The organism is Aquimarina sp. Aq107, assembly GCF_943733665.1.
Classification (GTDB): Bacteria; Bacteroidota; Bacteroidia; order Flavobacteriales; family Flavobacteriaceae; genus Aquimarina.
Genome location: NZ_OX030782.1, coordinates 4,385,231 through 4,397,916 on the forward strand (window position 1 = coordinate 4,385,231; position 12,686 = coordinate 4,397,916).

Here is a 12,686-nt window from a genome sequence, read left to right on the forward strand (position 1 = left end):
TCGTGATGACCTAGTATTTACGTTAACAAAACTAGTAGCTGTTCGTACCTCAGTCAACCCTGAAAACCGTTGTTTTTTAAATTAGCTTATAAAATGAACTCTTACTTTATAGGAAGATGCATTTCATTTTTCTCAAAACTATACATTAATGTTTGTGAAGACGTTTCAAATTATAATTTGAAACCTATAAATAGCGCTTTATATACTATTTACTTATATTCGAAAGGCATGATTGCGGTTAAAATCTAACACAATAAGCAAATAAGATAATAACTTTTTTAAATGAGTTTTGTTGAAGATGACTCAATAAAAAAAACCTGAAAAACATTCGTTTATCAGGTTTTCTTGTACTCAAGGTGGGAATCGAACCCACACTCTCGAAAGAACTGGATTTTGAATCCAACGTATTTGATAGCAAATTTCATCAACCACATTCATAATCAACTGATTAATAAATATTTAATATTAATTGATTTCATCTGATATGATATAAAATCAATAAATGTTGTACCTATGTTGTACCAAAAATAATTATCTTTATAGTCTAAAATTAAAAGGTATGGCCTCAAATGCAAAAGTAGTTATAAGAAAGAAACCAAATAAAGAAGGGCTATATCCTTTGGCAATCCGCATAACAAAGAACCGTCGGTCAACATACCACTATGTCGGTCATTATTTAGATTTAAAAGATTGGGATGAGAAGAACTTACGAGTTAGAAAATCCCATCCTAATGCCGACAGATTAAATAATTTGATTTCTACCAAGCTTTTAGAGGTTAACAAAACACTCATAGATTTACAGTCCGATAAAAAGGATTTTTCTGCAAATCAAATAAAAGAAGTACTCTATTCAGGTTCTAAATCGAGTACTTTTTATGAAGTTGCAAATGATTTTCTTTCCGAGCTTGAATCAAATAAAAAACTCTCTCAACTGTCAGCAGATAAAGTTCGTGTAAATCACGTAATAACCTTTTATAAGTCAAAGCAGTTGACCTTTCAAGAAATAGACGAAGCCTTTTTGAGGAAATTTAAAACTTATTTAAAAAAATTAAATCTTTCAGAAAGGTCAGTAGTAAATAACCTTGTAGTCATAAGAACAATCTACAACAGGGCTATAAAAATGGGTGTTGTTGATAGAAAATTCTATCCATTTGGCTCAGGTAAGATGAGGATAAAGTTTCCTGAAACTGAAAAAATAGGATTGACTAAGAAAGACATAAGGTCATTTGAATCTGCTAAAAATCTTACTGAAAATGAAACCCACGCACGCAACGTCTGGTTGTTCAGTTTCTATTTTGCAGGAATTAGAGCCGCTGATTTGCTTAAAATTAGATGGTCAGATATTTATGACGATAGACTTCACTATCGTATGAACAAAAATTCCAAATTACTATCGCTCAAAATACCGAAAAAAGTATTCCCAATTTTGGAATATTACAAATCTGGGAAACAGAACAATAATGATTTTGTTTTTCCTGAAATGAAAAAGGCAAATTTCAAGGATGCTAAAGATGTCTATGCTAAGACCAAAACGGCCACAAAAAAATTCAATAAATATTTGGTAGGGGTCGCAAAGAAAACAAAGGTTACCAAAAAGGTAACTATGCATATTGCTCGCCATAGCTTTGGTCATATATCAGAGGACAAGATTCCGATAAAAATGCTTCAAAAACTCTACAGACACTCTGACCTAAAAACGACTATAAATTATCAGGCCAACTTTATCCATAAAGAAGCTGATGATGCACTAGAAAGCGTTTTAACATTTTAAAGGTATTATATTAACAGCTTAGTCTAATCGATTGCTAAAGTGAGGTGAATTTTTAACTCCGATTAAAAATAATTGCAACATTTGACGGTAGGAATATTTTGTTTGTTTGTATATTGAATGAATTAGAACCTTAACCTACTTGCTACAATCTAAAATGGAACTGAAGGAATATATCATAGTTAATATCGATGCCACATTTGACGGTAATCTTCCCTTCAAATCCTACAAAAAAAAAGTAAAAAAGGGTTCAGTTTTCACACACTTTGAGCAACTAGAAAAAAAAGTATACTTTTTGAATGAAGGAATTGTTCAAGTAGAAATTAAATCTAAAAGCGAGATTAAAATTTTAGACTTTTTTTTCAAGAATTCCTTTTTTGCCTCTTACAGCTCTCTTTTATCAAATTCACCTTCTGATGTTTGCATTACTGCATTTACAGATTGTGAAGTAGAAATCATCGAATATCAAGATTTAATGGCTGCCTATGACTCCTCGCTTCTAGCCAACAAATTGGGTAGAATTGAAACCGAAAAACTCTATTTAAGAAAGGTTCAGAGAGAAAAAGAGCTACTTACCAAAACAGCTGAAGAAAGATATATTTTGCTTCTTTCAAATCATCCTCAGATAATAGAACAAATTCCGATTAAGGATATTTCAAAATATTTGGGTATTCAACCGGAGAGTTTGAGCAGAATAAGGAAAAAAATTATTTCTTAACATTAGGTCAACTTTTAGGCTGAAAACTTTGGCTACTTTCCAAAACAAAAAAGGATGCTGTACAAAATACTGAAATATCCTTTTTTCGGAAACTATATGGTCAAATGGAGAAATCCAATTCCTGCAGATGAACGAAAAGAGTGGAGGCAACTAACGGTAAAAAGCAAAAGCGGAGCCACTTTAAAAGGGCTTTTTGCATCGTCTAAAACGGTTAATGAAAAGGCAACTATAGTTCTCGGTCATCCTATGGGCAAGGAAGCAAAGGGGTATTTTATTAAACGAGGATACACAGATTTGCTAAGAAAAAACGGTTTTAATACTTTAATTTTTGATATCAATGGTTTTGGGGAAAGCACTAATGGTAATTTCTCATATTTTGAGGATATTGTTGCAATAGGAATAAAAGCAAAAACAATAACCCCAAAGTTACCTATTGGTTATTTTGGAATCTCATTAGGTGATCAATGGTCTACCATTGCATTTGCCGATGAAGGCCATCGCTATGATTTTGCCATAGTTGAAAGTTCCGCAACAACATTAGAAGAGTTTTGGAAAAGATTTCCTTTTGCATATAGGACCTTGAAATTTCTTAATATCATTTTACCCAAATATACCAGGAAAATCAAAATGATTGAACGAATTAAAGAAGCTAAAAGACTGAAATCGCTATTGTTGATTTATTCACATAAAGATTCTTGGGTTCCCTTTGATATGGGGCGGCGATTTCTAAAGAACAGCCCAGTGCCAACCGAACTTTGGTCTGTAGAAGATTCTAGACATGCTGAAATAATGAGGTCAAAACATAAAAAGGAATATCAAGAAAAAATAGTATCCTTCTTTAATACAGAATCACGAAAAGTAGCTATAGGAGACAACTCACAAAATTAAATTTCGGCTACAGTCCATATATCATGACATTCATCTGGATGTATTATCTGTGATTGGGTTAATATGCTTTAACATTTCAAATTGTTTAGCCAAGTTTCCATTTTCCTTATCATCCACATCCCTATAAACAGATATAACCGCAATCATAACTGGCGCCATTTATCAACATATGTAAATGCACCTCAATGTCTTTCATAGGAAATTTGTAAAAAAATAAATCTTTTTATAAATAAGCTACTAATGAAATCAGACAACATAAAAACAATCGCCCTTGTACTTTTATTATTAATAACGACGAGTATAAGTGCCCAAAACAAAAAGATGCTCTTTATTATGAGTGCAGCTGACTCATTATCCTTGAATGAAGGAAAAAAACTTCGCCAAACGGGAGTCTTTCTAAATGAGTTTTACTTCTCCTATAAAGCTGCCATCAATCGTGGATATCAAGTAGATTTTGCCACACCTGCTGGTATGATTGCCACCATTGATGAAGAGAGTATGAAGGATAAATATTGGAAAGAACAACAAAGTACCCAAGAAGAAGCCATATCCTTTGTGAAGGAAAACCACTTCTTTAACCACCCTTTAAGCCTAAAAGAAGCTTTCGAACAAAAAGAACAATATGCAGGGCTAATTATACCTGGCGGACAAGGACTCATGGTTGACCTCTTCTACAACCCACTGATTCCGATGTTTCTGAAAACGTTTCAACAAGACCAAAAAGTGATTGGGCTTATATGCCATGCGCCAAGTTTGCTACTGACAATTCCCGAGCATGAAAACCCATTTATTGGTTACGAAGTAAACTCTGTCAGTCCTTTTGAGGAATTCTATATTGAGACCTTTATAATGAAAGGCAAGCCTAAAAATCGAAAAATAGCGAAACGATTGAAGCGATTAGGTTTAAAATACAGAAGCAAAGGACCAAAAGCAGATTTTGCAATAGCGCATAAAAACCTTGTAACAAGTCAAAACCCGTTTTCTAGCGACTCTTTTAACAAACTCTATTTCGATACTTTATCTAAAAAATCAAATTCAGAAGTTTCCAAATAATCACTATCAAAAAACAACAACGGATTAACTTAGAGAACTACTTCAACCCCAATTTCTTTAAGCGGTACTCTAAAGTAGTAGGTTTAATGTTCAATAATTTGGCGGCACCTTTGTCCCCTCGTATTCGCCAATTGGTCTTTTTTAAAACATCCAATAATTTATCTCGTTCTATTCTGTTTTGCTCAGCTTTTATCTTTTCCAAATCAAATTCTGGCACTGAACTTTCAGTTATAGCATTCTCTTTATTTTTTCGAATTGTGCTTCTTTTTAGAGGAACTAGTTCTCGTGCCCATGATAATGCCTTTCCTTGATTTAGTATAGTGGCTTGTTCTACTAAATTTTGAAGCTCTCTAATATTTCCTGGCCAATCATATTGCAATAGTTCTTGCATCGCCTTTTCTTTAATTCCCATAAAAGGGACATTTAATTTAGTGCAGAATTTCTGCGCAAAAAAAGTGGCTAATAATGGAATATCCTCCTTTCGTTCTTCGAGCGAAGGCATTTTTAGTGGGAAAACATTAAGCCTGTAATACAGGTCTAATCTAAAATTCCCTTTTTCGCACTCATCTTGCAAATCACGATTCGTAGCTGCTATAATTCTAACATTTGTTTTTATCAATTCCTTACCTCCTATTCGTTCGATTTCCTTTTCCTGTAATGCCCTTAGTAATTTTGGCTGAAGTTCTAAGGGCAGCTCTCCAATCTCATCTAAAAACAGTGTGCCGTTATTGGCTAATTCGAACTTACCTATTCTACGTTCGAAAGCGCCGGTGAAACTTCCTTTTTCATGACCGAACAACTCTGACTCTACAAGCTCTTTTGGCAAGGTGGCACAATTTACTTTTATAATAGGTTTCCTTTTTCTATCTGAACGATTATGTATTGCACGGGCTGTGAGTTCTTTACCCGTACCCGTTTCGCCTTCTATAAGAACCGAAACATCAGTATTGGCGACAATATCAATGTTTTTAAACACCGTTTTTAATAAGGGACTGTTACCAATAATCTCTTCAAAGTTATGCTCTGCTTTTACTTCTTCTATGAGATAATCTCGCTCTAAGCGTAATTCCTCACTTAATCTTTGAACTTCCTCTTTTGCCAAAACATTACTTAGTGCAACGCTTACCTGATTTGCAATAGATTTAAAAAACGATACATCAGCATCACTAAATCCATCTTTATGTTTCCTCCAAAAACAAAGCATCCCGATAAGTTCATCACCATTTTTCAAAGGGCCGCCAATGATTTGGCGATATCCCTCCTTTAGAATTATCTCGAAGTGGGGATGTTTCCATTTATCAAAAAGCTGTTGCACATCCATGACCAATGGACCGTTTTTAGCAAAATAGATTGAAGAATCGGTTAGCGGCAGCCAGCCAGTAATTCCTGCTTTTTTAATCTTGCTAGTTGCAGGGGAACCATATTCTTCATCAATCATTAAATCACGTTCTTTTTGATTGTCTATATCGTAAGCAAACAAGCCAACATCATCAAATGGGAATACCGCTTTAATATCATTAAAAATAGTTTCAATAAGCCTAGAACTGCTTTTAATACTTGCCATGGCTTCACTAACCATGAGTAAATTCTCTACCTTTATCTTTTCGCTCAGTACCTCTTCGTTGGCCAAAACATTTTTTACAGCCAAAGCCACCTGTTCTGAAATCGCCTTAAAAAAAGAAAAATCTTCTTCTGAATAGAAGTCTTCTTTTTTTGCGTTGAAACAAAACATTCCGAAGGTCTTACCACCACTTTGCAAACCAATACCAATAATTTGCCTTAGACCTTCCTTTAACATTAAATCAAATTGTGGGTGAGGCCATTTTACTTTATCTGTTGGTATATGAAATAAGTGAGGATTTTTTCCTCTAGATAACATATCCACAGCACTACCCTTATGTTGAAATTTGCCAAGTAACTCAGCATTTATAAGCGATACTTGCAACGTATCGAGTTCACCTAAAATGTCAATATCATCTAAAATTTCGTAATGTTCATTTTTTTTGGTATCGATGATAAATAGACCAGCACCATCAAAAGGGAATACCGGTTTTATGGTATCAAAGATGACTTTTAGTAATTCTTTTCGATTCTGGATATTTGAAGCTGCAGTACTTATTTTGAGCAAATCTTCTATACGCTTTTGACGTTTGATAAGCTTTTCAGAATCCATCACATTTTTTACTGCGACAGCAAGCAAATCTGCAATCGCCTTAAATAATGGAAAATGAGACGGGGAATACTGGTTTTCTTTATGAGTATCAAAGAATATTAGACCAGTGACTTTATTCCCAACCTGTAAAGTGGTTACCATCATTTCTTTAAGCCCTGCGTCTTGCATTATAGGCAAAAAGGGATTGTCAGGGAATTTAGTTACAGCATCCTTAAGTTTTAGGATTGTAGTATTGGTCAGACAAAACTTTATAAGCGAGTCCATCTCCATATACTTTTCAAACCCAAGAGTTTCAAGTTTCTCATTGGTTTGCGTCATATGATAATTATCAGATACAGCTAGGTCCTTCCATTTTTCACCACTTTCGTCCAGAACTACCAAACCTACATCATCTAATGGAATAACAGTATTGATTTTATCAAAAATGAGTGTAAAAAGTTCTTGTCTGTTTTCAATAGTTGCTATGACTCTACTGATAGAGAGAAGCGTTTCTTTAAATGTCCGTTCTGCTACAAGTCTTTCGTTGGTAATTATTTTTTGAACCACTAATGCCAACTGTTCAGAAATGGCCTTAAAAAAGGGAAAGTCTTTTTCAGTATAAAACCCTTGTACTTTACTATTAAAGCATAAGAAGCCTATTTTGTTTCCATTGACCAATAAAGGAGCTGCAATTAATTCTTTTAAACCGTGCTCCTGCATAGTTGCCCACTGTGGGTTAGGGTAAACAACCGCTTGTTTATTGACTTCATAAATTGTTACATCATTAACATATATCCAGGCATCGGGATGATTACCTGAGAAAGGAAATGGTCCTAGTAAATCGTGATTAGCTAATTCATCTTGAATTCCTCCTTCTAAAATTCCTTCTTCTAAAACCTCCCAAAACACATCTCTATTCTCATCTATGACGAATAAACCCGCATTGTCAAAAGGAAAAATAGCTTGAATGGTCTTATATATAGAATGTAGAAGCTGTTTACTAGTGGTGGTTTTTAATAAGGCGTTACTAATCGAAAGCAGTTTTGCTTTTTCGGTTGTGGTCAATTTTTTTTTGGCCATTCTCTTTAAAGTTTAAAAAACTCCAAAAAAATACAAAATTTTTATATAAAATTATATTTAATCTTCTTTTTTCTGAAAATCATTTTTTCGACTAATAATTTAATTAACTGATATTCAATGGATTAAAATTAAAGTAATTTCTAAATGTCAATTGGCACACTTATAGCCTTAAGACACCTGTCTGAACAAAAAATACAGGCCTAATAAACACAACGGGAATTTTAAAATATTCACCTATTAGATTTAAGAATAACATATAACATGTCCTTAGGTAAAAAACTTTTAGAAATGCAATCTAATTACGTCAAGGACCAAATTAGACAACGCCATGGAACCATAAGAAGTTACTATAACGAAATATTTAGGCTATTTATTAATAAACACTATTTAGAGGAAAACAATATCCATGAAGACCGCTATATACAGCTATCTAGGTGGTTAGTGAAATTAACCATAGAACTTAATGAATTTGGAGCAGACCATGCCTTGAATATTATTAAGACTATAAAAAAAGACGCTGAATTTTATTACTCAAGCGGAAGGTTAAACTATGCCTCCAAAAACAAAATACACACATAAAATAATTAATATGAAATCAGAGATTAAAGAAACAACCAATTATGTCCATGTGCATGGAATGCCTTACAAAGGAAAAATTTTAATCGTAGCAAGTAGTCCAACCGTATCCGACCAAACAGGGTGGCCAATTGGTTTTTGGGCAGCAGAATTAACCCATCCCTTACATGTTTTTCAAGAAGCAGGTTATCAGGTAGAATTAGCTTCGACCGAAGGTGGTAAAATAATAATGGATGGCTATTCCAGTCCAACAGATGAGAGCGGCTATTCCGCTCATGACATCATATCATTGGGCTATATGCAGCTGGATTGGTTTAACCAAATGTTGGAAAACACCAAGAAGTTAACTGATGTGAATACTAGCGATTACGATGCTATATTCCTAGTAGGCGGTCAAGGCCCCATGTATACATTCAAAGGCAATCACGATTTGGAAAAGTTATTCGCCAGCTTCTATGAATCAGGAAAACCAAGTGCTGCAGTTTGTCATGCTACAACGCTACTGTTAGAAGCAAAAAAAACAACCGGAGAACTTATTGTAATCAATAAAACATGGACAGGCTTTTCCAATGCGGAAGAAGACTATTCGGATAACGCAGTAGGTCAAAAAATTCAACCTTACCGAATAGAGGATGAAGCCAATAAAATTGCAGAAACCCATTTTAAAGTAGCAACACCATTGGCCTCTTATGCCATAGCGGATGGAAACCTGATTACAGGCCAGCAACAAAACTCTGGAGCAGCTGCAGCAAACCTGGTTGTAAATCAATTAAACACAAACACATAAAAACCATAAACAATGAAAAGAAAAGCAACGGCCACTTGGCAAGGAGGCGGAATGGAAGGCACAGGGAGTTTAACTACCGTTAGTGGTGTTTTTAACGAACAGCCTTACTCATTTAAAACCCGTTTCAAAAACGAAGATGGCACCTTGGGTACCAATCCCGAAGAATTGATTGCGGCAGCACATGCTGGATGTTTTAATATGGCTTTGAGTTTTCAGCTTGGAGATGCCGGTTTCATACCAGAAGCCTTAAATACCCAGGCCGTTTTAGCTATGGAAAATGTTGACGGACATTTTAAAATAATAGGGATAGAATTGAACTTAGAAGCTACAGTGGATGGCATTGAAAATGACAAATTTCAAGAGATTGCAGCCAATGCAAAAAGCAGCTGTCCTGTTTCCCAAGCTCTTTCTTCAGTTGATATTACCCTTAACGCAACTTTGACTCAATGAAACAGTTAATTTTCCCCATCTTATTAGCATTCGCAGCAGGTGCATTTGTTCCTATTCAAACGGGGGCGAACGCATTGCTCGGCAAAAACCTTGGAAGTGGAATGTTGTCCACTTTGGTGGTTTTTGTTGTAGCAACTTTATCAACAGCCTTATTTATCGCTTTTCAGAGGCCAACAATACCTAACATCACCCAACTTTCAGCAATACCCTTATATGCTTGGGTAACTGGTGGCATATTAGGCGCAGCTTACATCTATCTGCTTATCTATACTGCCCCTAAATTAGGAATGGCAGGAGTGGTTGGTTTTGTTGTTTCTGGTCAACTGATAGCTGCCATGCTATTTGACCACTTTGGATGGATGGGTTTTGAGCAGCATTCCATCAATTGGAAAAGATTTCTCGGCGCCCTCCTTTTGATTACAGGAGTACTAATAATTAAAAAATACTAAACAATATAGACAATGAATACACAAGAAATAGCTTACAGACTAGTAGAGCTTTTAAAATACGGCAAATTTGAAGAGGCTCAAAAAGAACTTTTCGACAATGAAGCAATCAGTACTGAACCCGCATCATCTAAAATCCCTGAAGTAAAAGGCTTAGATGCCATTCTTCAAAAAGGAGAACAATTTAGAAGTAGTGTTGAGGCTTGGCATGGTATAACCGTGAGTGACCCTGTTATTTCTAAAAAACACTTTGCATTAGGATTAAAAGTTGACCTGACTTTTAAAGGACAGGAAAAATCTGAAATGGATGAGATTATCATCTATGCTGTAAAAGAAGGTAAAATTACTCATGAACAATTTTTCTATTAGATATGAAACTAGCATTTATTGGAATAGGTAATGTAGGCTTTGCATTGGCTAACAGTTTACAAAAAAAAGGACACGAAATCATTATTGCACATGATAATATAAACAGTGGTAGTGTTGTAAACGCGCAAAGTAAAAACCCATCATTTTCATTACTTCCCATTCAGGAAGCTATTGACAAAGCAGAACTTGTTTTGCTGGCAGCACCGTTTCAACGCAATGAAGAAATTTTGAAACCATTGAATTTTAATGGTAAAACACTCATAGACTGTACCAACCCTGTTGGTGCAGGTATTTCCCATGGTTTGGAAAGCAAAATATCTGGTGCAGAAAAAGTACAGGAGTGGGCAACTAATAGCTATGTGGTAAAAGCCTACACCATTTATGGTTTTGAAAACTTAGAGAATTCAGAATTCTCCAATTACAATACGAAACCTGTTATGCTAATTGCAGGAAATAATTTGCAGGCAAAACAACAAGTCGAATTATTAAATAAGGATTTAGGGTTTGAATCATTAGATGTAGGCGATTTACCTCAATCACTCCATTTGGAGCACATGACATTGCTTTGGGTGAAAATGGTAAGAAGAGACGGTCATCATCCCAATTTTACTTGGGCTTATCTCGAAAGGTAGGTTTGACCAATTTGGCATTAATGGACCAACAAAGGATAAGCTATCCTAAGGTCTTCGAGCAATTCAAAATTATTAAATATTAATTTTTAGAATAGTAAAATGAAAACATTAAAAGAATTATCAGATTTATACGAAATTCAAGAACTACGCTACAAATTCGCTAAGGCTTTGGACAATCAGGATTGGGATTTATTTCAATCACTTCTAAACGATAAGCTAGATATCGATTATTCCAATTTCGGAATTCCAAAGGCAGAAATGACCAGTCAAGACTATACAACAATGATGAAGCATTCCTTTTCTACCGACAGGCTTCAAACAGAGCACTTTGTAACGAATATGCTAATCGATATTCAAGGTACATCTGCTACAGCTGAAGTGAATGTGCTCGCAAGACACATTGTTAAAAATAATGACGATGAGCATAAACTTGATGTTAATGCCTATTACGAAGACAAATTTATAGAGACTGAAACCGGATGGAAGTTCAACGCTGTAAAAATTAACCCAAGATGGATGACAGGCGACCCTTCCAAAATATTCACTTTTTAGATGTGTCAATCATAAAAACAATAATAGTAACACTTAAAATTATGAAAACACGACACAACATTATTTCCAGCACATTAACGCTATTTCTTGTGTTACTCATGAGTTGTGAGAATAGTAATAAAGTACAGGAAACTCTAATACTTAGTGTACAAGTATCTCCTGCAATAAAAAAAACAATTACAGAATGGGATGAATTCACAGGACGTTTTGAGGCTACTAATCGGGTTGAAGTTCGCGCTCGAATTAGCGGTTATATCGATAAGGTGAATTTTAGAGATGGCCAAATGGTTCAAAAAGGCGACGTGCTTTTCATCATTGACCCCAGACCTTACCAGATAGCTTTACAGGAAGCTAGAGCGGCTTACGGACAAGCACAAGCAAATTACAAACAAGCGCAGGATAACTTTAAACGAGTAAAATCATTAAAGGAATCTGGAGCAGTATCTCTTGAGGAATACGACAGTCGCGAGCAGGCCGTTGCGGGAAATTTGGCAAGGTTACAAGTAGCACAGGCGGCTATTGATAATGCAAGACTCAATTTACAGTTTTCCAAAGTCACAGCCCCTATCTCCGGGCGTATTGGAAGAGATTTAGTGAATGCGGGCAACCTTATTAGCGGAGGCACTTCATCGGCAACAGTACTAACAACAATTGTAGCTACGGACCCTATTCATTTTTATTTCACAGGTAGTGAATCTGATTTTTTAAAATATTCCAGATTAGCAAGGACCGGCCAACGCGGTTCCTCTCGTGATAATGCAAACCCGGTAGAAGTACGTCTTGTAGACGAAACTGAATTTGCTCACAAAGGAGCGATGGATTTTGTAAACAACGAGATAAGTCGTGGCACCGGCGCCATTGAAGCCAGAGCCATTTTTGAAAATAAAAATCATCTTCTTGAACCCGGTATGTTTGGACGAGCTCGTTTGCAGGGTAGAGCCTCTTATGAAGTTTTAATGGTGCCGGATGTGCTAATAGGTACTAATCAAACTGTGAAATTTTTATATACCGTAGGGACAGATTCTCTTACAAAAGCGACTCCGGTTACTCTTGGTAATTTATATCAAAATAAATATCGAATCATTAGAGATGGTCTCACTCCTGAGGACAAAATTGTAATCTCAGATATACAGAAGTTGAGGCCAGGGATGAAGGTTGACTACTCAGAAAGCGATACACTCCAAAAAGAGATAATGGAACTAACGGAAAACTAAA

At 35.4% G+C, this 12,686-nt stretch carries 13 protein-coding genes; 12 read left to right on the forward strand and 1 reads right to left on the reverse strand.

Annotated elements, in window-relative coordinates:
• Positions 1–559: 559 nt before the first annotated feature.
• From NMK29_RS18905 to NMK29_RS18920, 4 genes are all read left to right on the forward strand, one after another.
• Entirely contained in the window at positions 560–1,771 is a 1,212-nt protein-coding gene (locus NMK29_RS18905) for a site-specific integrase (RefSeq protein WP_108803194.1), read from the forward strand.
• Between the two features lie 154 nt (positions 1,772–1,925).
• Positions 1,926–2,486: a Crp/Fnr family transcriptional regulator gene (locus NMK29_RS18910; protein ID WP_108803195.1), complete on the forward strand. Its 561-nt coding sequence runs from the start codon at positions 1,926–1,928 to the stop codon at positions 2,484–2,486.
• Between the two features lie 54 nt (positions 2,487–2,540).
• Positions 2,541–3,374, forward strand: a complete 834-nt coding sequence (locus NMK29_RS18915; protein WP_108803196.1) for an alpha/beta hydrolase — start codon at positions 2,541–2,543, stop codon at positions 3,372–3,374.
• Between the two features lie 240 nt (positions 3,375–3,614).
• Positions 3,615–4,427, forward strand: a complete 813-nt coding sequence (locus NMK29_RS18920; protein WP_108803197.1) for a type 1 glutamine amidotransferase domain-containing protein — start codon at positions 3,615–3,617, stop codon at positions 4,425–4,427.
• Positions 4,428–4,464: 37 nt separating this feature from the next.
• On the opposite strand, the gene NMK29_RS18925 is transcribed toward NMK29_RS18920, so the two are convergent.
• On the reverse strand, positions 4,465–7,659 hold the full coding sequence (locus NMK29_RS18925; RefSeq protein ID WP_108803198.1) for a sigma 54-interacting transcriptional regulator: 3,195 nt from the start codon (positions 7,657–7,659) through the stop codon (positions 4,465–4,467).
• A gap of 288 nt (positions 7,660–7,947) precedes the next feature.
• On the opposite strand from NMK29_RS18925, the gene NMK29_RS18930 reads away from it, so the two are divergent.
• From NMK29_RS18930 to NMK29_RS18965, 8 genes are all read left to right on the forward strand, one after another.
• The gene (locus NMK29_RS18930; protein WP_254097259.1) at positions 7,948–8,238 is read left to right on the forward strand and encodes a hypothetical protein; all 291 of its coding nucleotides are present in this window, start codon (positions 7,948–7,950) and stop codon (positions 8,236–8,238) included.
• A gap of 10 nt (positions 8,239–8,248) precedes the next feature.
• Entirely contained in the window at positions 8,249–9,022 is a 774-nt protein-coding gene (locus NMK29_RS18935) for a type 1 glutamine amidotransferase domain-containing protein (protein WP_108803323.1), read from the forward strand.
• A 12-nt stretch (positions 9,023–9,034) separates the two neighbouring features.
• Entirely contained in the window at positions 9,035–9,472 is a 438-nt protein-coding gene (locus NMK29_RS18940; protein ID WP_108803200.1) for an OsmC family protein, read from the forward strand.
• Positions 9,469–9,921, forward strand: a complete 453-nt coding sequence (locus tag NMK29_RS18945; RefSeq protein ID WP_108803201.1) for a DMT family transporter — start codon at positions 9,469–9,471, stop codon at positions 9,919–9,921. Before NMK29_RS18940 ends, NMK29_RS18945 begins: the two co-directional genes overlap by 4 nt.
• Before the next feature lie 12 nt (positions 9,922–9,933).
• A complete protein-coding gene (locus NMK29_RS18950) occupies positions 9,934–10,287 on the forward strand; it encodes a SnoaL-like domain-containing protein (RefSeq protein ID WP_108803202.1) in 354 nt (117 codons plus the stop codon).
• Between the two features lie 2 nt (positions 10,288–10,289).
• Positions 10,290–10,919: an NADPH-dependent F420 reductase gene (locus tag NMK29_RS18955; RefSeq protein WP_108803203.1), complete on the forward strand. Its 630-nt coding sequence runs from the start codon at positions 10,290–10,292 to the stop codon at positions 10,917–10,919.
• A gap of 99 nt (positions 10,920–11,018) precedes the next feature.
• Positions 11,019–11,471, forward strand: coding sequence for a nuclear transport factor 2 family protein (locus tag NMK29_RS18960; RefSeq protein WP_108803204.1), 453 nt, complete (start codon positions 11,019–11,021; stop codon positions 11,469–11,471).
• Positions 11,432–12,685, forward strand: a complete 1,254-nt coding sequence (locus NMK29_RS18965; protein ID WP_108803205.1) for an efflux RND transporter periplasmic adaptor subunit — start codon at positions 11,432–11,434, stop codon at positions 12,683–12,685. Before NMK29_RS18960 ends, NMK29_RS18965 begins: the two co-directional genes overlap by 40 nt.
• Position 12,686: the final 1 nt, after the last annotated feature.